This window comes from Burkholderia sp. WTPI3 (assembly GCF_021483755.1).
In the GTDB taxonomy this organism is placed as follows: domain Bacteria; phylum Pseudomonadota; class Gammaproteobacteria; order Burkholderiales; family Burkholderiaceae; genus Burkholderia.
Genome location: NZ_JAGIXF010000001.1, coordinates 172,209 through 193,432 on the forward strand (window position 1 = coordinate 172,209; position 21,224 = coordinate 193,432).

20 protein-coding genes and 1 other RNA gene are annotated in these 21,224 nt (G+C 66.0%); 14 read left to right on the forward strand and 7 right to left on the reverse strand.

Features of this window, described 5'->3' with window-relative positions; all coding sequences use genetic code 11:
* Positions 1 to 132: 132 nt before the first annotated feature.
* The 5 genes from J7024_RS00810 to trxA form a co-directional block, all read right to left on the reverse strand.
* Positions 133 to 966, reverse strand: coding sequence for a zinc-dependent peptidase (locus J7024_RS00810; protein WP_124828546.1), 834 nt, complete (start codon positions 964 to 966; stop codon positions 133 to 135).
* A gap of 38 nt (positions 967 to 1,004) precedes the next feature.
* Entirely contained in the window at positions 1,005 to 2,561 is a 1,557-nt protein-coding gene (locus J7024_RS00815; RefSeq protein ID WP_124828547.1) for an MFS transporter, read from the reverse strand.
* A complete protein-coding gene (locus tag J7024_RS00820) occupies positions 2,558 to 3,058 on the reverse strand; it encodes a MerR family transcriptional regulator (RefSeq protein ID WP_124828548.1) in 501 nt (166 codons plus the stop codon). The genes J7024_RS00815 and J7024_RS00820 overlap by 4 nt, the downstream gene beginning before the upstream one ends.
* Before the next feature lie 127 nt (positions 3,059 to 3,185).
* The gene (gene rho, locus J7024_RS00825; protein ID WP_006478662.1) at positions 3,186 to 4,448 is read right to left on the reverse strand and encodes a transcription termination factor Rho; all 1,263 of its coding nucleotides are present in this window, start codon (positions 4,446 to 4,448) and stop codon (positions 3,186 to 3,188) included.
* Positions 4,449 to 4,643: 195 nt separating this feature from the next.
* Complete coding sequence (trxA, locus tag J7024_RS00830; protein ID WP_006402348.1) at positions 4,644 to 4,970, reverse strand: thioredoxin TrxA; 327 nt, start codon at positions 4,968 to 4,970, stop codon at positions 4,644 to 4,646.
* 416 nt (positions 4,971 to 5,386) lie between these two features.
* On the opposite strand from trxA, the gene ffs reads away from it, so the two are divergent.
* The 10 genes from ffs to J7024_RS00880 all read left to right on the forward strand — a co-directional run bounded on the left by ffs (position 5,387) and on the right by J7024_RS00880 (position 14,922).
* Positions 5,387 to 5,485, forward strand: an RNA gene (ffs, locus tag J7024_RS00835) — signal recognition particle sRNA small type.
* A gap of 127 nt (positions 5,486 to 5,612) precedes the next feature.
* Positions 5,613 to 7,943, forward strand: coding sequence for a DNA polymerase III subunit gamma/tau (gene dnaX, locus J7024_RS00840; RefSeq protein WP_124828549.1), 2,331 nt, complete (start codon positions 5,613 to 5,615; stop codon positions 7,941 to 7,943).
* Positions 7,944 to 8,037: 94 nt separating this feature from the next.
* Entirely contained in the window at positions 8,038 to 8,364 is a 327-nt protein-coding gene (locus tag J7024_RS00845) for a YbaB/EbfC family nucleoid-associated protein (RefSeq protein WP_006755698.1), read from the forward strand.
* A gap of 30 nt (positions 8,365 to 8,394) precedes the next feature.
* Positions 8,395 to 8,991: a recombination mediator RecR gene (gene recR / locus J7024_RS00850; protein WP_014896897.1), complete on the forward strand. Its 597-nt coding sequence runs from the start codon at positions 8,395 to 8,397 to the stop codon at positions 8,989 to 8,991.
* 48 nt (positions 8,992 to 9,039) lie between these two features.
* Positions 9,040 to 10,245, forward strand: coding sequence for a CaiB/BaiF CoA transferase family protein (locus J7024_RS00855; RefSeq protein ID WP_124828550.1), 1,206 nt, complete (start codon positions 9,040 to 9,042; stop codon positions 10,243 to 10,245).
* A gap of 222 nt (positions 10,246 to 10,467) precedes the next feature.
* Positions 10,468 to 11,229, forward strand: coding sequence for a 5'/3'-nucleotidase SurE (gene surE / locus J7024_RS00860; RefSeq protein WP_124828551.1), 762 nt, complete (start codon positions 10,468 to 10,470; stop codon positions 11,227 to 11,229).
* Positions 11,226 to 12,158 (forward strand): protein-L-isoaspartate(D-aspartate) O-methyltransferase, encoded by a 933-nt coding sequence (locus tag J7024_RS00865; protein ID WP_234744737.1) that lies wholly within the window; start codon positions 11,226 to 11,228, stop codon positions 12,156 to 12,158. The genes surE and J7024_RS00865 overlap by 4 nt, the downstream gene beginning before the upstream one ends.
* Positions 12,159 to 12,163: 5 nt before the next feature.
* Complete coding sequence (locus tag J7024_RS00870) at positions 12,164 to 13,045, forward strand: peptidoglycan DD-metalloendopeptidase family protein (protein ID WP_124828552.1); 882 nt, start codon at positions 12,164 to 12,166, stop codon at positions 13,043 to 13,045.
* A gap of 11 nt (positions 13,046 to 13,056) precedes the next feature.
* Complete coding sequence (gene rpoS / locus J7024_RS00875) at positions 13,057 to 14,142, forward strand: RNA polymerase sigma factor RpoS (protein ID WP_124828553.1); 1,086 nt, start codon at positions 13,057 to 13,059, stop codon at positions 14,140 to 14,142.
* Between the two features lie 3 nt (positions 14,143 to 14,145).
* Positions 14,146 to 14,922 carry a 3'-5' exonuclease gene (locus tag J7024_RS00880; protein WP_124828554.1) on the forward strand — a complete coding sequence of 259 codons (777 nt, stop codon included), beginning with the start codon at positions 14,146 to 14,148 and terminating at the stop codon, positions 14,920 to 14,922.
* 28 nt (positions 14,923 to 14,950) lie between these two features.
* Here the strand turns inward: J7024_RS00880 and J7024_RS00885 are convergent, their stop codons facing one another.
* On the reverse strand, positions 14,951 to 15,805 hold the full coding sequence (locus tag J7024_RS00885; protein ID WP_124828555.1) for an endonuclease/exonuclease/phosphatase family protein: 855 nt from the start codon (positions 15,803 to 15,805) through the stop codon (positions 14,951 to 14,953).
* Between the two features lie 220 nt (positions 15,806 to 16,025).
* Between J7024_RS00885 and rlmD the strand changes: the two genes are divergently transcribed.
* The gene (gene rlmD, locus J7024_RS00890) at positions 16,026 to 17,423 is read left to right on the forward strand and encodes a 23S rRNA (uracil(1939)-C(5))-methyltransferase RlmD (RefSeq protein WP_124828556.1); all 1,398 of its coding nucleotides are present in this window, start codon (positions 16,026 to 16,028) and stop codon (positions 17,421 to 17,423) included.
* Positions 17,424 to 17,491: 68 nt separating this feature from the next.
* Here the strand turns inward: rlmD and J7024_RS00895 are convergent, their stop codons facing one another.
* A complete protein-coding gene (locus J7024_RS00895; protein WP_124828557.1) occupies positions 17,492 to 18,190 on the reverse strand; it encodes a Bax inhibitor-1/YccA family protein in 699 nt (232 codons plus the stop codon).
* 250 nt (positions 18,191 to 18,440) lie between these two features.
* On the opposite strand from J7024_RS00895, the gene ndk reads away from it, so the two are divergent.
* The 3 genes from ndk to J7024_RS00910 all read left to right on the forward strand — a co-directional run bounded on the left by ndk (position 18,441) and on the right by J7024_RS00910 (position 21,224).
* Positions 18,441 to 18,866, forward strand: a complete 426-nt coding sequence (gene ndk / locus J7024_RS00900) for a nucleoside-diphosphate kinase (RefSeq protein ID WP_006478674.1) — start codon at positions 18,441 to 18,443, stop codon at positions 18,864 to 18,866.
* Positions 18,867 to 18,921: 55 nt separating this feature from the next.
* Positions 18,922 to 20,061, forward strand: a complete 1,140-nt coding sequence (gene rlmN / locus J7024_RS00905) for a 23S rRNA (adenine(2503)-C(2))-methyltransferase RlmN (protein ID WP_124828558.1) — start codon at positions 18,922 to 18,924, stop codon at positions 20,059 to 20,061.
* A gap of 176 nt (positions 20,062 to 20,237) precedes the next feature.
* Complete coding sequence (locus tag J7024_RS00910) at positions 20,238 to 21,224, forward strand: helix-turn-helix domain-containing protein (RefSeq protein ID WP_124828559.1); 987 nt, start codon at positions 20,238 to 20,240, stop codon at positions 21,222 to 21,224.

The window sequence follows — 21,224 nt, forward strand, 5'->3', positions numbered from 1 at the left end:
CCAACCCGCCGCTTGCCGTGCCGGATCGCGCAATTTGCGCGGATCAGCCGACGTCAAGCCCGGCGCGAGCCACTTGCCTAAGGTCGAAAAACGGCGATTATGCCAGAAAATCAGACGGTTGACGAATATTTTTCAACGTGCGTCGAGCGCGCCGGTGCCGGCCGGATCCTGCCGGTAATAGCGGGCAAGCAGCCGGTAGAGCTCCGGAAATTCGGACTCGAACGCGCGCGGTCGCACGAACAGCGCTTCGCTGCACACCGCGAAGAATTCCGACGGGTGATCGGCCGCATAGGGATCGATCAGCGAGTCGCGCTCGAAGCGCGCCCACGCACGGTCCGGCACTGCATCGACCCGTGCGCAGAACTGGTCGTACGCGTGTTCGAACACGTCGGCCCATGCCTGCGCATCGAGGTGCGGCGCATGCCAGCGGCGAAAGAGGGGCGGATATCCGTCGGCCGCGCCGTTGACCATGTCGATCTTGTGCGCGAACTCGTGGATCACGACGTTGTACGCGTCGCGGCCATCGGTCATCTGCGCGTCTTCCCACGACAGGATCACCGGGCCGCCTTCCCATGCTTCGCCGCTCGCGTCCTGCTCGACTTCGTGCACGACACCGTCCTCGTCCTGCACGGTCTTGCGGATCACGAACTCGCCCGGATACACGACGACGCCGACCCAGCCGTCGTACAGCGACAGGTCGAGATTCAGCACCGGCAGGCACGCCTGCGTGGCGATCGCCACGACCATCGCGTCGGTCAGCTCGAGCCCGTGCGCGGTCGAAAACGACTTCTTCGCGATGAACAGGCTGGTCAGCTCGCGCAGCCGGTCGACGTCGCCCGGCGGCAGCGCGGCGAGGAACGGCAGCCGCTCGACGGTCTGCTGCCACAGTGCATCGGGAATCGGATGGCTGCGCAGCGCGCGGTCGCGGCGGCGCTGATCGAACCAGCGGGTCAGTTTCGAAAGCATGGAGACGGCGTACGGAAATCCAAAGCCTGTTTTTTAACTCAATCGATCTCTTTTTGCCATGCCGCAAAGAGGCCGCCGATGAGCGCGACGCCGGCGAGGAAATAGAAGCCGTCCAGCGACGCGAGGAACGACGCCTGCTGCGCGACCATTCGCGCGATCGATGCGATCGCCAGGCTGTGCGCTTCGTTCAGCGCGTGGCCGGCCGCCGCATAGCTGCGTGTGAGGGCATCGACGGTTTGCTGGAACACCGGATCGAACACGTTCGCGCGCTCGACGAGCCGCGTCTGGTGCACGGCCAGGCGGTGCTGTTCGACGATGATCACCGACGACGTCGCGAACGAAATCGTCAGTTGCCGCACGATGTTCTTCAGCCGGTAACCGTGCGTGTATTCGTCTATCGCGAAGATGCGGAACGTCAGGTTCGCGACGGGCAGCACGATGAACAGCAGCAACAGCCCGCGCAGCAGCAGCGGGCCGATCAGCGCGGCCTCGCCGATCTGCGGCGTCATCCGCGTCATCCACAGGGCGGCGACGATCGCGATCGCGAACCCCGGCACGACGAACCATTTCTTGTGCGTGACGAGCTTCGCGTAGCGCAGGTAGGCGAACAGCGCGGTGGCCGAGATCAGCGACATCGAGCCGACCAGGCGGCCGGCGTTCTCGACCGGATAGCCGAGGCCGCCTTCGAGCATCCGGGAGGTCAGGTAGCTGAAAGCCGTCGACTCGTAGTAATAGAACATGTACAGCAGCAACCCGACCTGGAACGTGCGCTCGCGCAATGCATGCAGCCGCACGAGCGGCGTCGGATGGTTCCACTGGTGATACGCGAACCACGCGAGCGCACCGAGACCTGCGATCGTCAGCAGGATCAGCATCGGTGAGCCGCTGTAGAGCTGGTAGTGCACCTGCTGCAGCACGATCTGCAGCGCGCCTTGCGCGAGCGCGAACACGACGTACGGCCAGAAGTGCCCGGAGCCGCGTTCGTCGTCGGGCGTCCTGCCCGAATCGGGCAGCGTGAGCAGTGCGAGGATCGCGAACGCGATGCCGGCGGGCGCGGTCCATGCGAACAGCGCGCGCCACGTCGAATGGGCGACGAGCAGCCCGCCCACGATCGGCGCAAGCGCGCTGCCGAGCAGGATCATGATCAGGAACGCGCGCGTGGCGGGCGGCCGTTCCTGCGGCTTGAAGCTGATCTGGATCAGGATCCGGCAGGCGCCCATCATTGGCCCGATGAAATAGCCCTGAAAGCCGCGCGCGAAGGCGAGCTCGAGCGACGTGTCGGCGAGCGCGGCCGCGATCGCGCCCAGCGAGAACATCAGCATGCAGCCGGCGACGTAGCGGCGATGTCCGAGCCGGTCGACCCACCATTGCTGCTGCAGGATGCCGAGCACGGCCATGACCGCATACGCGCTCGACGACCACACGAGCTCGTCGGGCGACGCGTTGATGCCGCCGGCAATGTAGCTCGCGAAGAACGAGAAGGCCGCGTTGTCGAAATAGTCGATGCCGGTGACGAGTGCGAGCGCCCACGGGAACAGGTCCGCACGCAGGTTCGCGCGGCTCCACAGCGGCGAGCGGCCGGGCGCGATGTTCATGCCCGAGCCTTGCGCGTGCGGCGCGTGCCGGCTTCGGCCTGCCGCTGCGCGATCAGCGCATCGGGGTTTTCGCCGGCGAGACGCCGTTCGATGTAGTCGATATCGTGCTGCAGTTCCTTGCGCAGCGCGACGGCTTCCTTCAGTTCGCGCTGGACGGCCGCGATCCGCTCGTCGAGTGTGTCGATCTGTGCGGCGAGGCCGGTGCGGATCTCGCGCAGCGACGTGTCAGAGTAGCGGCGTCGGCCGTCGCCCGTTTCTTCGAGCGGACGCTTGAGCATCTCGGTGATGCCGTGCAGCGAGAAGCCGAGCGAGCGCAGCCGCAGGATGCGGGCGAAGCGTTCGAGATCGGCCTCGTCGTACAGCCGGTAGCGGCCCCCGCTGCGTGACGGCGTGACGAGCCCGCGCTCTTCGTAGTACTTCAGCGTGCGGGGCGTGACGCCGAGCCGCGACGCGGCGTCGCTCACGGTCAGCAGCGAAGGCGGGGTGTCGTTCGGCATCGGGGCGGGAATTCGGTCAGCGGGATGACGCGATTATAGATCAACCTGTACGTTCACGTTTAGGTTGGGATCGAAAAACGGCCGCCGGGCGAAACGCGCGGGCGGCCGTTCTTGCGGGCGAGGGCGATCAGCCGCCGCGGCGCATAAGGTCGAAGAACTCGGAGTTGCTCTTCGTCTGGCGGATCTTGTCGAGCAGGAATTCCATTGCCTCGACTTCGTCCATGTCGTGGATGAACTTGCGCAGCACCCAGATCTTCTGAAGGATCTCGGGCTTGATCAGCATTTCTTCGCGACGCGTGCCCGACTTGTTCAGGTTGATCGACGGATACACGCGCTTTTCCGCGAGACGGCGCTCGAGGTGCACTTCCATGTTGCCGGTGCCCTTGAACTCTTCGTAGATCACGTCGTCCATGCGGCTGCCGGTTTCGATCAGCGCGGTGCCGATGATCGTCAGCGAGCCGCCTTCCTCGATGTTGCGCGCCGCGCCGAAGAAGCGCTTCGGGCGCTGCAGTGCGTTCGCGTCGACACCGCCCGTCAGCACCTTGCCCGACGCCGGGATCACGGTGTTGTACGCACGTGCGAGGCGCGTGATCGAATCGAGCAGAATCACGACGTCGTGCTTCATTTCGACGAGGCGCTTGGCCTTCTCGATCACCATTTCGGCAACCTGGACGTGGCGGGTGGCCGGCTCGTCGAACGTCGAGGCGATCACTTCGCCGGCGACCGAGCGCTGCATTTCGGTCACTTCTTCGGGGCGCTCGTCGATCAGCAGCACGAACAGGATCACGTCCGGGTGGTTCTGCTTGATCGCGTGTGCGATGTGCTGGAGCATCACGGTCTTGCCCGACTTCGGCGACGCGACCAGCAGGCCGCGCTGGCCCTTGCCGATCGGCGCGATCATGTCGATGATGCGGCCCGTGACGTTCTCTTCGCCGCGCATTTCGCGCTCGAGCGACAGCGGCTTGTTCGGGTGCAGCGGCGTGAGGTTCTCGAACATGATCTTGTGTTTCGAGGCCTCGGGCGGCTGCCCGTTGACTTTGTCGACCTTCACCAGCGCGAAGTAGCGCTCGCCGTCCTTCGGCGTTCGGACTTCACCTTCGATCGTGTCGCCGGTGTGCAGGTTGAAGCGGCGGATTTGCGACGGGCTGATATAAATGTCGTCGGTGCTCGCGAGGTACGACATTTCCGGCGAGCGCAGGAAGCCGAAACCGTCCGGCAGCACTTCGAGCGTGCCGTCGCCGAAGATCGTCTCTCCCGTCTTGGCGCGCTTTTTGAGAATGGCGAACATCAGCTCCTGCTTGCGCAGGCGGTTCGCGTTTTCGATCTCCAGGCCATTGGCCATTTCGATCAGTTCGGACACGTGCAGAGACTTGAGCTCGGATAAATGCATACGGGGAACCCGCCAGGGAGGAGAAGCGACGAAAAGAAATAAAGGGAGGGGGGCGAGCGGAGGCGCTCTGAGACTTAATGCGTCTTGTAGACGTTTTTTGATTCTAGCATACGCCGATTCGCGCCTGAGCGGCCGATCGGCGGCTTGATGGCAGGCGTGTTGTCGGTTGACAACACGCCTGCGGAACTGCCGGTATTACAGGTGGCTGTCCAGGAATGCGGTGAGCTGCGACTTCGACAGCGCGCCGACCTTCTGCGCAGCGGCCGCGCCGTTCTTGAACAGGATCAGCGTCGGGATGCCGCGCACGCCGAACTTCGCGGGCGTTGCCTGGTTGTCGTCGACGTTGATCTTCGCGATCTGCAGCTTGTCGCCGTAATCCTTCGCGACTTCGTCGAGGATCGGGGCGATCATCTTGCACGGGCCGCACCATTCGGCCCAGAAGTCGACGAGCACGGGCTTGTCGGATTTGACGACGTCCTGTTCGAACGATGCGTCGCTGATGTGTTTGATCTGTTCGCTCATTGGGTCAATACCTCTTACGGTTCGGGGACTGCCTGCTTGGCGCGTTGCGGCGCTCCGGTCGCCTGTCGGCTGCCGGCCGCTGCGGCAGGTAGCTCCGCTCTCCGGAAGGAAGGGCGTAAGCGCTGCGTGGCGCGGCTCGCGGGTCGTTCGGGCGTCATATTAGCCTAAATTGCTATCTGCTGCGGGCGGCGATAGTAGCCGCTTCGCAAGTAGGGGTACGACGCGCCGTTCGACCGTTGCGTTTCGAAGGTGGCGGCCTGCGTGCGAAATACAAGAGCTGCTATATATTGCCACCCTACATAAAGTGCGCTGGCGCGGGTCCTGCGAGCGCGTCGCGCGCGCCGGTTTGCGCAATCCTTCGCATTGTTGCGAACAAACGGTCGCATTCGGCGGGAAGCGGTGATAGAATATGCCGTGACGGGCCTCCTCGCATGGTGGGGCGGTGAACCTGGTCAGGTCGGGAACGAAGCAGCCACAATCGTTTTCCGCCAGTGCCGAGGGTTGGGCTCGTCACCTTTCCTCTCGCCCCGTTCGCCGGGCGATTTTTATTTCTGCGTCATTCTCCGTTTCCCCCGCGCTTTGCCCGTCTTCCGCACCGTTTCGCGTGTCGGCGCGACGCAGCGTTACTGATACAATTTCCCGATGACCTATCAAGTTCTCGCACGCAAGTGGCGTCCGAAGGATTTCGCTTCGCTCGTCGGCCAGGAGCACGTCGTCAGGGCGCTCACGCACGCGCTCGACGGCGGGCGTCTCCATCACGCTTATCTGTTTACCGGAACCCGCGGCGTCGGCAAGACGACGCTGTCGCGGATCTTCGCCAAGGCGCTCAACTGTGAAACCGGCGTCACGTCGCAGCCGTGCGGCGTGTGCCGTGCGTGCCGCGAGATCGACGAGGGCCGCTTCGTCGATTATGTCGAGATGGATGCGGCGAGTAATCGCGGCGTCGACGAGATGGCCGCGCTGCTCGAGCGTGCCGTGTACGCGCCCGTCGATGCGCGCTTCAAGGTCTACATGATCGACGAAGTGCACATGCTGACGAACCACGCGTTCAACGCGATGCTGAAGACGCTCGAGGAGCCGCCGCCGCACGTCAAGTTCATCCTCGCGACGACCGATCCGCAGAAGATTCCCGTGACCGTGCTGTCGCGCTGCCTGCAGTTCAACCTGAAGCAGATGCCGGCCGGGCATATCGTGTCGCACCTCGAGCGCATCCTCGGCGAAGAGCGGATCTCGTTCGAGCAGCAGGCGCTGCGCCTGCTCGCGCGTGCCGCGCAGGGCAGCATGCGCGATGCGCTGTCGCTGACCGACCAGGCGATCGCCTATTCGGCGAACGAAGTGACCGAAGCGGCCGTGTCGGGCATGCTCGGTGCGCTCGATCAGACCTACATGGTGCGCCTGCTCGATGCGCTCGCCGCCGGCAACGGCCCTGAGATCCTCGCGATCGCCGACGAGATGTCGCTGCGCAGCCTGTCCTTCTCCACCGCACTGCAGGATCTCGCGAGCCTGCTGCACCGGATCGCATGGGCGCAGTTCGCGCCGGGTTCGGTGCTGGACGAGTGGCCCGAAGCGGCCGACCTGCGGCGCTTCGCGGAAACGCTGAGCCCCGAGCAGGTTCAGCTGTTCTACCAGATCTCGACGGTCGGACGTGCGGAACTCGGCCTTGCGCCGGACGAGTACGCCGGCTTCACGATGACGCTGCTGCGGATGCTCGCATTCGAGCCGGCCGTCGGTGCCGGCAGTGCGCCCGGCGGTCAGTCGGCCGTGCCGCGTGCCGTGCCCGCGCCGCGTACGGAGGCGGCTGCTGCGCCGGCCGCGTTGGCCAGGAAGCCGGCAGCCCCTGCGCAGGCCGTACGCCCGCAAGCCGCTCCGGCTGCGCCAGCGGCGCGTCCGTCGCCTGCGCCATCCGCCGATACGGCAAGTCCCGCTGCCGGGAAACCTGCGGCCGCGCCGGCTGCAGACAATGTACCGGTTGAGTCGGCGCCGCAGCCGGAAGCCGACGCGGCACCGCAAGCGGCGGCGACCAGTGATATGCCGGTTGTCCACAAGGAACCGGAGCCGCCTGTTGCGACCGAGCGCAACGAAGAATCCGCACCGCTGGCCGAACCGGCGCCGCGTGTTGCGCCAGCCGAACCGGCTGCGCGTTCCGCGGCGCGCGGTGGCGCCTCGGCCGCACTCGACGTGCTGCGCAATGCCGGCATGCGCGTGTCGTCCGACCGCTCGCGGGCCGGCGCTGCGCCGAAGTCGGCAGACGCTCAGCCGGCCGCCGCGAAGCCGGCTGCGTCGCGTCCCGCCGTGCAGGTGCCGACGCCGCGCGCGACGGCTCGCGCGCCGCAGGCCGCCGACACGCGTCAGGCCCCGCCGCCGTGGGAAGACATCCCGCCGGACGAATACGTGCCGCTCAGTGCGGACGAGATGTTCGGCGGCGCGGCCGACGACGGCTTCGTGCCCGTGTTCGACAGCGGTCCCGACGACGTGCGCATTGCACCGAAGCCGGCGGATGCCCGCTCGTCCGCGCCGGTCGACACGCGCCCGCTGCCTCCTGCGATCGCGCTCGATCCGGTCGGTTTCGACGGCGAATGGCCGGCGCTGGCTGCACGGCTGCCGCTCAAGGGCGTCGCGTATCAGTTGGCGTTCAACAGCGAGCTGACGGCCGTCGATGCGACGACGCTGAAACTTTCCGTGCCGGTGCCGCAGTACGCGGACGCCGCGCAGGTTACGAAACTGAAGGCTGCGCTGGCCGACGCGCTCGGCAAGCCGGTCGAGGTCGCGGTCGAGGTCGGGCCCGCACGACGCACTGCGGCGGCGCTCGACGCGGTCGCACGCGCGGCGCGCCAGCGCGAGGCCGAGCAGGACATCCACGGCGATCCGTTCGTCCAGCAACTCGTGCGCGACTTCGGCGCGCGCATCGTCGAAGGCTCGGTGCGGCCGCTCGCCGATTCGGCGCCGGACGCGACGCCGCCGACGCTGCATTGAACGAATTGCACCGCAACAGGCACAATCACGCCCGCACACATTGACCGGCACGCACCGCGTGCCGGTTTTCACACGATCAAGAAGGAGTATTCCCATGTTGAAAGGCAACCTCGCCGGACTGATGAAGCAAGCGCAGCAAATGCAGGAAAACATGAAGAAGATGCAGGAGCAGCTTGCGCAGATTGAAGTCGAAGGGCAGTCGGGTGCCGGCCTCGTCAAGGTGACGATGACCTGCCGCAACGAAGTGCGTCGCGTGGCGATCGACCCGAGCCTGCTCGCGGACGACAAGGACATGCTCGAGGATCTCGTCGCCGCTGCGTTCAACGACGCCGTGCGCAAGGCAGAAGCGACGTCGCAGGAAAAGATGAGCGGCATGACGTCGGGCCTGCCGCTGCCCCCGGGCTTCAAGCTGCCGTTCTGAGCGTAGCGTCCGTTCCGCCTTTGCCGCCGTATGAAACAGCCGTCCGCCCTGTCCGCGCTCGTCGAAGCGCTGCGCGTATTGCCCGGTGTCGGGCCGAAATCCGCACAGCGCATGGCGTACCACCTGATGCAGCACGATCGGGAGGGCGCGGAGAGGCTCGGCCGGTCGCTGCTGTTCGCCACCGAGCACCTGCAGCACTGCGAGAAGTGCAACACGTTCACGGAAGCACAGATCTGCGAGGTCTGTAGCGACGAGGAGCGTGATCCGACGCTGCTGTGCGTCGTCGAGACGCCTGCCGACCAGATCATGCTCGAGCAGACGATGACGTACCGCGGGCTCTACTTCGTGCTGATGGGCCGCCTGAGCCCGCTCGACGGCATCGGCCCGAAGGAAATCCATTTCGACCGCCTCGTGCGGCGCGCGTCCGACGGCATCGTCAAGGAAGTCGTGCTTGCGACCAACTTTACGAACGAAGGTGAAGCCACCGCGCACTACCTCGGCCAGACGCTGAAGGCGCGCGGGCTCGCGGTCACGCGTCTCGCGCGAGGCGTGCCGGTGGGCGGCGAGCTCGAATACGTCGACGCGGGCACGATCGCCCGCGCGATGCTCGACCGCCGCACGATGTAAGTCTGGCGCCGCCGGCCGGCGGCGCCGTTTCTCATGTCAGGGAGACACATGAGCACCAGCCAGGGCCCGCTCGCGGGCGTCAAAGTGCTCGAATTCGGGACGCTGATCGCGGGGCCGTTCGCGTCGCGCCTCTTTGCCGAATTCGGCGCGGAAGTGATCAAGATCGAGGATCCGAATGGCGGCGACCCGCTGCGCAAGTGGCGCAAACTGCATCCGGAGCAGGGCGGCACGTCGCTGTGGTGGTCGGTTCAGGCGCGCAACAAGAAGTCCGTCACGCTCAACCTGAAATCCGATGCCGGCAAGGCGATTGCGCGACAACTCGCGACCGAGGCCGATATCGTGATCGAGAACTTCCGCCCGGGACTGCTCGAGAAGCTCGGCCTCGGCTACGACGTGCTGTCGGCCGACAACCCTGGCCTCGTGATGGTGCGCCTGTCCGGTTACGGGCAGACGGGCCCGTACCGCGACCGGCCGGGCTTCGGCGCGATCGCCGAATCGATGGGCGGATTGCGCCACATCACCGGCTATCCGGATCTGCCGCCGCCGCGCATCGGCATTTCGATCGGCGATTCGATCGCCGCGCTGCACGGCGTGATCGGCGCGCTGATGGCGCTTCACCATCGCAAGGTCAACGGCGGCACGGGGCAGGTGGTCGACGTTGCGCTGTATGAAGCCGTTTTCAACATGATGGAAAGCGTCGTGCCCGAGTACGGCGTGTACGGGATGGTGCGCGAGCGTACCGGTGCGTCGCTGCCGGGCATCGTGCCGTCGAACACCTATGCGTGCCGCGACGGCAGCATCGTGATCGGCGGCAACAGCGACCCGATCTTCAAGCGGCTGATGAAGGCAATCGAGCGCGACGACCTCGCCGACGATCCCGCACTCGCGCGCAACGACGGGCGCGTGCCGCGCACGCAGGAAATCGACGACGCGATTGCCGCATGGCTCGCACCGCGCACGATCGACGAAGCGCTCGTCGTGCTGAATGCGGCCGACGTGCCGGCCGGGCGCATCTATAGTGCCGCCGACATGTTCACCGATCCGCAGTTCATCGCGCGGCAGATGATCCAGCGTTTCAAACTGGCTGACGGCACCGACATTCCGCTGCCGAACATCACGCCGAAACTGTCCGACACGCCGGGCGAAACGCGCTGGCTCGGGCCCGAGCTCGGCGAGCATACGGACGAGGTGCTGCGCGGCCTCGGCTACGACGCGCAGGCGATTGCCGCGCTGCGCGACGCCGGCGCGATTTGAGCGCCGAGAGCCTCGGCGGTCGGCGCCGTGTCTGCCGCGGGAGCGCTCGCTCGACGGGCCTCCCTTCGGGGTGGAAAACCCGGCGCGGCGCGGCGTTTCCCTGAGCGCGCAAAACGCCGCCGCGCAACGCGGCGGCGTGCCATGCCCAGCCATGCATGTCGACTCGTCCGCCGCCGCCGGACTGTCGCTCTCGCGCCATCTTTCCTCGGTTACAATCGCCGGATGCGAATCCTACTCAGCAACGACGACGGCTATCTCGCCCCCGGTCTTGCCGCGCTCGGCGAAGCGCTGCAGCCGCTGGCCGACCTCACGGTGATCGCGCCCGAGCAGAACTGCAGCGGCGCATCGAATTCCCTCACGCTGTCGCGGCCGCTGTCGGTGCAGCGCGCGGCCAGTACGGGTTTCTTCTACGTGAACGGCACGCCGACCGATTCGGTGCACGTCGCGTTGACGGGCATGGCTGACGCCAGGCCAGACCTCGTCGTTTCGGGCATCAACAACGGCCAGAACATGGGCGAAGACACGCTCTATTCAGGGACAGTTGCGGCCGCCACCGAAGGCATCATGTTCGGCGTGCCGGCCATCGCGTTCTCGCTGGCCGACAAGGGCTGGGCCCATCTGGCGGACGCCGCGCGCGTCGCCGCGGAAATCGTCGAGCACTATCTCGCGCATCCGCTGCCGGGCCAGCCGCTGCTGAACGTCAACATCCCGAATCTGCCGTACGACGAACTGAAAGGCTGGAAGGTCACGCGCCTCGGCAAGCGTCATCCGTCGCAGCCGGTGATTCGCCAGACCGACCCGCGTGGCGAGCCGATCTACTGGATCGGTGCCGCGGGCGCGGCGCTGGACGCGAGCGAGGGCACCGATTTTCACGCCGTAGCCAACGGTTTCGTGTCGATCACGCCACTGCAACTCGATCTCACGCATACGCAAATGCTGCCTGCAACGCGCGAATGGGTGCGCGCAGGCGGGCGGGCTTCATGAGCGGCGAGCGCGCGAAGCGGTTCCCGCTCGCGCTCGAAGATCTCAAGCGAGCGCCACGCAAATCGGACGGCCGGGCCGGCGAACGCCATGCCGCGATCGCGATGCCGAAGGCCGCCGACAAGCCCGCGGCTGTGCCGAAGCCGGTCGTGGTGAATACGAGCGCGGCCCGCGCGACGCGGCCCGGTGCGACGTCGGCGAAGCCGGCGAGCGCACCAAAACCGACCGTGCTGAAGCCCGCGATGCCGAAGCCGGCCGCGCCGAGTGTCGCCCCGGCCGGTGCGTTTGCATTGACGTCGGAACGTGTTCGCGAGCGCATGGTCGAACGCCTGCGCGCGAACGGCGTGGCCGACGCGCGCGTGCTGGATGCGATGGCCGCGGTGCCGCGTCACATGTTCGTGGATCCGGGGCTCGCGACGCAGGCCTACGAGGATTCCGCGTTGCCGATCGGTCACCAGCAGACGATTTCAAAACCGTCGGTCGTTGCGCGCATGATCGAGCTCGCAATGGCCGGCCGCACGCTCGAGCGCGTCCTCGAGATCGGCACGGGTTGCGGCTACCAGGCCGCCGTGCTGAGCCATGTGGCGCGCGACGTGTATTCGATTGAACGCATCAAGCCGCTCTACGAGCGCGCAAAGCTGAACCTGCGGCCGCTGCGCGTGCCGAACATCCGTCTGCATTACGGCGACGGGCGTGTCGGCCTGCCGTCCGCGGCCCCGTTCGACGCGATCGTGATCGCGGCGGCGGGGCTCGACGTGCCGCAGGCGCTGCTCGAGCAGCTCGCGATCGGCGGGCGGCTCGTCGCGCCGGTGGGCGCGCAAAGCGGGCAGCCCCAGGTGCTCACGCTCGTCGAGCGCGTCGCGCACGCGCAATGGCGGGAGTCACGGCTTGATCGCGTTTTCTTTGTCCCTTTAAAATCCGGAGTGATTTGAAACCGATGAGTATGTTGCGCGCGATGCAAAACAACCGATCCAGGGAACCGCTCACGTTCGCGCAGCGCGCGATCTGTGTCGCTGCGTTCTCCACGCTTCTGGCCGCCTGTGCGACGCGGCTCGACAACGCGCCTGTCGTCGACCGCTCCGGTACGCTCGGCACGACTGCTGCCGCGCAGCCGTCGGTGCCGCTTGGCCCGCCGCCGCCTGGCTTCTACCGTGTGAAGCCGGGTGACACGCTGTACCGGATCGCGCTCGAGAACGGGCAGAACTATCGCGACATCGCCGCGTGGAACAATCTGGCGAACCCGAACCAGATCGAAGTCGATCAGTTGCTGCGCGTCGCGCCGCCGGGCGGCACCGCGGTCGCCGGTGCGCCGGTTGCCGCACCGATCGGCGGCGCAGCCGTGGCGACCGCGCCGCTGAGCAGCGGCCCCGCGGCGCCGGCCGCCGGCACGTCGTCCGCGATCACGCCGCCGCCTGCCGCCGCATCGAGCGACATGGCGGCCGCGCCGGGCGGCCCCGTCACGTTCTCGTGGCCGGCGCGCGGCCCGGTGCTGAACGGTTTCGACGACGCGAAGAACAAGGGCATCAATATCGGCGGCACCGCCGGCGAGGCCGTGAAAGCGGCGGCCGACGGCCGCGTTGTCTACTCGGGCAACGGCCTGCGTGGCTACGGCAACCTCATTATCATCAAACACGATGCAACTTACCTCACGGCGTATGCACACAATCGCGCTTTGATGGTAAAAGAGGGGGACGCGGTGACGAAGGGGCAGAAGATCGCCGAGATGGGTAACAGCGATTCCGACCGCGTGATGCTGCATTTCGAGGTTCGCCGGCAGGGTAAGCCTGTCGATCCGCTGAAGTATTTGCCGCCTCAATAACCGAGACGACCATGCCGAAATCGAAGCGCCACGAGCCGCAAGCCGAGTCTGAGAAGATCAGTCGTGCCACGCAAGCATCGGTGGAGCGAAGTGGCGCTTCGACGGACGACGAAGACGACGCCGCGGAAAACGAGCGTGATGTCGAGGCACGCGACGCCGATGCGGACGGTGGCGACGATCGTGAGGAGCGTGCGGAGGCGGCGCCCGACGTCGACGATTTCCGCGCATTGCTGCAGGCCGAGCTCACGGCCGACACGATCCAGCATTACCTGAACCGCATCAGCGTGAAGCCGCTCCTGACCGTCGAGGAGGAGCAGCGCTATTCCCGCCTCGCGAAGGCCGGCGAATTCGAGGCGCGGCAGGTGATGATCGAGCGCAATCTGCGACTCGTCGTCAGCATCGCGAAGGGCTACCTGAACCGTGGCGTGCCGTTGCTCGACCTGATCGAGGAAGGCAACCTCGGCCTGATGCATGCGATCGAGAAATTCGACCCGACACGCGGCTTTCGCTTCTCCACCTATGCGACGTGGTGGATCCGGCAGAGCATCGAACGGGCGATCATGAACCAGGCCCGGACCGTGCGGCTGCCCGTGCACGTGATCCGCGAACTGAACCAGGTGCTGCGCGCGAAGCGCCACCTCGAAAAGAATTCGATGTCGACGGGCGAGGCGGCCGAGCGCCGCGAAGCCAGCATTGACGACATCGCCTACCTTACCGGCAAGACCGCCGAGGAAGTCACCGACATCCTCGCCCTCAACGAGCACACCGCATCGCTCGACGCGCCGCTCGATCTCGATCCCGCGAGCAGCCTGCTCGACCTGCTGCCCGACGACCAGAGCCAGTCGCCCGACGCCGAAGTGCAGCACCGGGAGCTCGAGACGCTCACGCGCGCGTGGCTGTCGCGGCTGTCCGACAAGCACCGGCACGTGATCGAGCGCCGCTTCGGCCTGAATCACATCGAGCCGGCCACGCTCGAGGAGCTGGCCGACGAGATGGGGCTCACGCGCGAGCGCGTGCGGCAAATCCAGCAGGAAGCGCTGGTGCGTCTCAAGCGGTTCTTCGCCTCCAATGGCGTGCGCAAGGACGCCGTTCTGTAACTGATGACTCCGATTCTCGTTTTTGACATCGAGACCATTCCCGATGTCGACGGCATTCGCCGTCTGGAAAACCTGCCCGCGACGCTCGACGATGCCGCGGTGGCCGAACATGCATTCGCCGCGCGCCGCGAGAAGACTGGCAGCGATTTCCTGCCGCACTACCTGCAGCGCATCGCGGCGATCTCCTGCGTGTTCCGCGACAACAACGGCTTTCGCGTGCGCTCGCTCGGTACGCCTCAGGACAACGAGGCGGCGCTGGTCCAGTCGTTCTACCGCGTGATCGAGAAATACACGCCGCAACTCGTGTCGTGGAACGGCGGCGGCTTCGACCTGCCGGTGCTCCATTACCGTGCGCTCGTGCACGGGATTCCCGCGACCCGCTACTGGGATCTCGGCGAGGACGACCGCGAATTCAAGTGGAACAACTACATCTCGCGCTATCACTCGCGCCATACCGATCTGATGGACGTGCTCGCGATGTATCAGGCGCGCGCCAATGCGCCGCTCGACGCGCTCGCGAAACTGTGCGGCTTCCCGGGCAAGCTCGGGATGGACGGCAGCCAGGTGTGGACGGCGTTCCAGGATGGACGTGTCGAGGAAATCCGCAACTACTGCGAAACCGACGTCGTCAATACGTATCTGCTGTATTGCCGCTTCCAGCTGATGCGCGGAGGCCTGACCCAGAGCGAGTACGCGGACGAAATCCTGCTCGTGAAGAATTCACTCGCGCAGGAGCCGGCGGCACACTGGGCCGAATACCTGAGCGCGTTCGACGCATGACGCGAGCGGGCCGCGCCATCGCCCGCGATCAATCGAGTTCGAGCACGACCGGCTGGTGATCCGACGCGCGCGTGTCGGCGTCGATCTCGCAGTGCGTGACGCGCGGCAGCAGCGTCTCGGTTACGAACACGAAGTCGCATGCGAGCGGGCCGTCGGACCATTGCACCGTGTCGTAGACGCCGGCCGTCGGCGGTGGCGTGCAGCCGGGATGGCGTGCAACCCATGCGTCCACGAACGCCGGCGCGTTGGCGATCGGCTCAAGAAAGCGCCTGTATGCGTCGCTGTCGAACGCACTGTTGAAATCGCCGCAGACGATCGCATCGCGCGGCTGGCGTGTCGGCGTGAACGGTCCCGTCGCGTTTTCCGCCGGCGCTGGCTGGTCGGCGTGGGTGCACGCTTCGCGGTGCCGGGCGCGCAATGCGTCGACCTGCGCAAGCCGCTGCCGCGCCGAGTAGTATTCCAGGTGTGTCGTGACCACCCGCAGCGGTCCCGACCGTGTTTCGATTTCGACGTCGAGCGCGACGCGCGGCATCGACGGTGCGCCGGCGTCGGCTGGCCACGGCAGCAACTGGCGCAGCACGCGCCCGACCGGCAGCCGGGTCGCGATAGCATTGCCGAACCGACGGCGCGGTGCGCCGGGCTCGAGCGCCGGCAGGTCGGCGCCGATCGCTTCGATGATCGTATGGCCGGGCAGCAACGTCGCCAGTTCCGCGAACTGGTCGGGGCCGGGCTGGCCGGGCAGGGCGCCGAAACCGCACGTGACTTCCTGCAGACACAGCACGTCGCAGTCGCCGAGCTGGCGGGCGGCGGCGATGGTGCGCGGGAGGTCGACGACGCCGTCTGCGTCCCGACCCCATTGAATATTCCAGTCGATCAGTCGCATGATCGAGCCTCCTGCGAGCAGAATGCGTACCTTCGGTTGGCAAGATCGGGCGTCGGACGGGGCGGCCGCGTGCTGGGTGCGGGTGCTTGCCGGCATGCCCGATCGAGCGTTGGCCGGTCGGTATGCGCGTCAGTATCGACGCTTGCGCCACGAAAGCAGGCGATGCGGTCCTTCGTCGTCTACAATCTCGCCTTCTTCAACGTTTTGTCAGGAAAAGCTGGTGTCCGAAGCCGTCCCCACTTCTGCGCGCAAATCGAAAAATGCGCCCGTCGCGCCCGGGCCCGCCCCGGTTCTCGAGATCGAATCGCTCGACATGGAAGCGCGCGGTGTCGGCCGCACGGCGACCGAGGACGGCACGCCGGGCAAGGTCATCTTTGTCGAAGGTGCGCTGCCCGGCGAACGCGTGACCTATTCGAGCTATCGTCGCAAGCCGAGCTACGAGCAGGCAACCGTTGTCGACATTCTGCGCCCGAGCGTGATGCGTACGCAGCCGAAATGCACGTTCTTCGGCACCTGCGGCGGCTGCTCGATGCAGCATCTCGACATGCGCGCGCAGGTCGCGATCAAGCAGCGCGTGCTCGAGGACAACCTCTGGCATCTGTCGAAGCTGCGCGCCGAGACGATGTTCGCGCCGATCCACGGCCCGTCGTGGGGTTACCGCTACCGTGCGCGTCTGACCGTGCGCAACGTCGCGAAGAAGGGCGGCGTGCTGGTCGGCTTCCATGAGAAGAAGAGCAGCTACGTCGCCGACATGACGAGCTGCGAGGTGCTGCCGCCGCACGTGTCGGCGATGCTCGTGCCGCTGCGCCGGCTCGTCGAGGGGCTGTCGATCCGCGACCGGATGCCCCAGATCGAGCTCGCGGTCGGTTCGGAAGTCACGGCGCTCGTGCTGCGCGTGCTGGAGCCGATCAATGCGGACGACGAAGCGCTGCTGCGTGCGTTCGCGGACGAGCACAAGGTGCAGTTCTGGCTGCAGCCGAAAGGCCCGGACACCGTGACGCCGTTCTATCCGCTCGACGTGTCGCTCGACTACACGCTGCCGGAGTTCGGCATCCGCATGCCGTTCAAGCCGACCGACTTCACGCAGGTCAATCATCAGATCAACCGCGTGCTGGTGGGCCGAGCGCTGCGCCTGCTCGCGCCGTCGCGCGACGATCGCGTGCTCGACCTGTTCTGCGGGATCGGCAACTTCACACTGCCGCTCGCGCGTCTGTCGCGCGAGGTGATGGGCATCGAAGGCAGCGAAACGCTGACGACGCGCGCGCTTGCGAATGCGCGCGAGAACGGCGTGGATGGGCATACGACGTTCGCATGCCGGAACCTGTTCGAAGTGACGGGCGACGACATCCGCGCGCTCGGCGCATTCGACAAGTTCCTGATCGATCCGCCGCGCGAAGGTGCGCTTGCGGTGTCGAAGGCGCTGGCCGAAATCGCGCAGAGCGGCGAAGGTCCACTGCCGAAGCGAATCGTCTATGTGTCGTGCAATCCGTCGACGCTTGCGCGCGACGCGGGTTTGCTCGTGCATGAGGCCGGCTACCGGCTGAAGGGCGCCGGGGTTGTGAACATGTTCCCGAATACGTCGCACGTCGAATCGATCGCGCTGTTCGAGCGAGACTGAAGCACAGCCGGCGGCGGACGTGAAAAAACCGGCCCTCGGGCCGGTTTTTTCATGGTGCACAGCGAACGTCAGTTGCGGTTGCCGCCGAAGATGCCGAGCAGCGCGAGCAGGTTCGTGAACACGTTGTACAGGTCGAGGTAGATCGCGAGCGTGGCCGAGATGTAGTTCGTCTCGCCGCCGTTCACGACGCGCTGGACGTCGAACAGCATGTAGGCCGAGAAGATTGCGATCGCGAGCACCGACACGGTAAGCATCAGCGCCGGCAGGTGCAGGAACATGTTCGCGACCGACGCGAGCAGGATCACGATCACGCCCATGAACAGCCACTTGCCGAGGCCCGAGAAATCGCGCTTGCTGACCGTGGCGACCGTCGCCATTGCGGCGAAGATGACGCCGGTGCCGCCGAACGCGAGCATGATCAGCGACGGGCCGTTCGAGAAGCCGAGGATGAAGCTCAGCAGGCGCGACAGCATCAGGCCCATGAAGAACGTGAAGCCGAGCAGCACGAACACGCCGGCCGCGCTGTTTTTCGTCCGCTCGATCGCGAACATGAAGCCGAACGCGATCGCGAAGAATGCGAGCAGGCTCATCATCGGGCTCGTGGCCGCGAACAGCGAGAAGCCCGTGGCGACGCCGACCCATGCGCCCAGCACCGTCGGAATCATCGACAGCGCGAGCAGCCAGTACGTGTTCCGCAGCACGCGGTTACGAACCTCCGCGGTGCTGACGGAGCCGCCGCGGCCGAAATTGTACGGATAGTCGTTCATGGTTTCTCCTAACATTGAACGCATGGGCGTCCGGGGCCGGTTCGGCGCACGCGGTGTACGGCGCAGCAAACCGGAGCAGCTGTGGCTAAGATACGTTCCGCGCCGCTTGGTTTCAATGGCCGGGCAGCGCAAAAACATATGAACTCGGAACCTTTCGCTCGTGTAAGGGTTCAATCGCAATGATACACGGGATCGTGCTACAATAGCGGATTCATTTGAACCTGTAACTTCTTAATTTCTTGGAGTTTTTATGGCAATCGAGCGCACCCTGTCGATCATCAAGCCGGATGCGGTGGCAAAGAACGTGATCGGCCAGATCTACAGCCGTTTCGAAGGCGCCGGCCTGAAGATCGTCGCATCGCGCATGGCGCACCTGTCGCGTGCAGACGCCGAGAAGTTCTACGCAGTGCACGCGGCACGTCCGTTCTTCAAGGATCTCGTCGATTTCATGATCTCGGGTCCGGTGATGATTCAGGTTCTGGAAGGCGAAGGCGCGATCCTGAAGAACCGCGACCTGATGGGCGCGACGGATCCGAAGAAGGCGGAAAAGGGCACGATCCGCGCCGACTTCGCCGACAGCATCGACGCGAACGCCGTGCACGGCTCGGACGCTGCGGAAACGGCAGCGGTCGAAATCGCGTTCTTCTTCCCGGAAATGAACGTCTACTCGCGCTAAGCTCCGGCTGGCAACAAGTAGGCTGGATTCAGCGCACGCGGCAAGGCAGCACATCATGACGAGCGAAACTTCCGTCAATCTTCTCGACTTCGATGCCGAGGGTCTTGTCGCGTACTGCGGCAGTCTCGGCGAGAAGCCGTTCCGCGCCAAGCAGTTGCAGCGCTGGATCCACCAGTACAACGCCGGCGATTTCGACGGCATGACCGATCTCGCGAAGTCCCTGAGGGAAAAGCTCAAGGGCCGCGCGTCGATCGTGATGCCGGATATCGTCAGCGATCACGTTTCCACCGACGGCACGCGCAAGTGGCTGATCGACGTCGGAAACGGCAATGCGGTCGAAACCGTGTTCATCCCGGAAGAGACGCGCGGCACGCTGTGCGTGTCGTCGCAGGCCGGGTGTGCGGTCAACTGCCGCTTCTGCTCGACGGGCAAGCAGGGCTTCTCCCGCAACCTGTCGACAGCTGAAATCATCGGTCAGCTCCGGATGGCCGAATTTGCACTGCGTGCGTCGCTCGGTCGTGCGCCCGGTCCGAACGGCAAGGCCGAACGGGTCGTCACCAACGTGGTGATGATGGGCATGGGCGAGCCGCTGCTGAATTACAACGCGGTCGTGCCCGCGATGCGGCTGATGCTCGACGACAACGCGTACGGCCTGTCGCGCCGCCGCGTCACGCTGTCGACGTCCGGCGTGGTGCCGATGATGGACCGCCTCGGCGCCGAATTGCCGGTCGCACTCGCCGTATCGCTGCACGCGCCGAACGACGCGCTGCGCGACGAGTTGGTGCCGCTCAACAAGAAGCATCCGCTGCGCGAGCTGATGGCCGCGTGCCAGCGCTATCTGAAAGTCGCGCCGCGCGACTTCATTACTTTCGAATACTGCATGCTCGACGGCGTCAACGACACCGAAGCGCATGCGCGCGAACTGTTGGCCGTCACGCGTGACGTGCCCTGCAAGTTCAATCTGATCCCGTTCAACCCGTTTCCGGAATCGGGCCTCATCCGCTCGAAGCCGGAGCAGATCAAGCGCTTCGCACAGGTCCTCATCGACGCGGGTGTCGTCACGACCGTGCGCAAGACGCGCGGCGACGACATCGACGCCGCGTGCGGTCAGCTGGCCGGCGCCGTGAAGGATCGCACGCGTCTGGCGGAGCGAACGGGTGCGGCAGCAAAAATCATCGAAGTTCGGGCGGTTTGACGGCGCGCCTCGCTGGCGCGCCTGGCCGGGGATGCCCGAACCTTTTGGCGGTACAACACGCGAATAGCGATCCGTCGCGGTGCCTCGGCGCCGCGCATGGTATGACAAGTTGCGGGTGCCGGCCGGCAAGAGCCGGCGGCGTTCGCCAGTGAAGAAGAATCGACGCGAGGACAAGGATGAGTGAGCCGCAGCCGTCAAACGGCGCAGAGACGAATGCCGCGCAGCCGGCACCGGCGGGACTGGAAACGCTGACGGCAGTCGGCGGCCGGCTGGCGCAGCTCCGGGAAGCGAAGGGCTGGACGGTCGACGACGTGTCGGCGCGGCTCAAGGTCGCTCCGCAGAAGCTGCGTGCGCTCGAGGCCGGTGACATCAGTCATTTGCCCGGCGTGACGTTCGCGATCGGCGTCGTGCGCAGCTACGCGAAGATGCTCGGCGTCGATCCGGAACCGTTCGCGCAGGCACTGCGCCGCGAGCGCGGCGCGCCGGAAGTCGATCTGTCGATGCCTGCGTCGTCGGGGACGGATCTGCCGCGCGGTCGCGTGTCGATTCCGCTTGGCGGCTCGTCGCGCCACCACCCGTGGTTGTGGGGCACGGCGATCGTCGTCGTCGCGGTGGTCGCGGTACTGATGTGGCACACTGGCGGCGACTCGTCGAGCTGGCTCGCCCGCTTCAAGGGCGGCGATACGGAGCATGTGTCGGCTGCCAGCATCGCTGCGGGTTCGTCTGTCGACGAGGCGGCCGCGAGCGGTGCGTCGGCGGTGACCGGCAATGAGGCTCCGGCCGCGGCTGCAGCGTCCGGCGTAGCGCCGCAAGCGGTGGCGTCGGCTGCAGCCGCGTCGCAACCCGTCGTCGCGACGGCCGTCGCGGCAAGTGCTGCCGCACCGGCTCAGCCCGCGAGCGTTGTGGTGGCGGCAGGTCAGTCGATGATCGAACTGAAGGTCAAGCAGGATAGCTGGTTCAGCGTGCGCGACAAGAGCGGCAAGGAACTGTTCTCGGGGCTGGTGCGGGCCGGCGAAGCAAAGCAGGTCGCCGGCGACGGGCCGTTCAAGGTCACGATCGGTAACAAGGCCGGCCTCGATTCGGTCACGTTCGACGGAAAAGCCGTCGATCCGGCAAAATATTCGGCAGCGCGGGGTAACGTGGCGCGGTTCACGTTGCCCTGA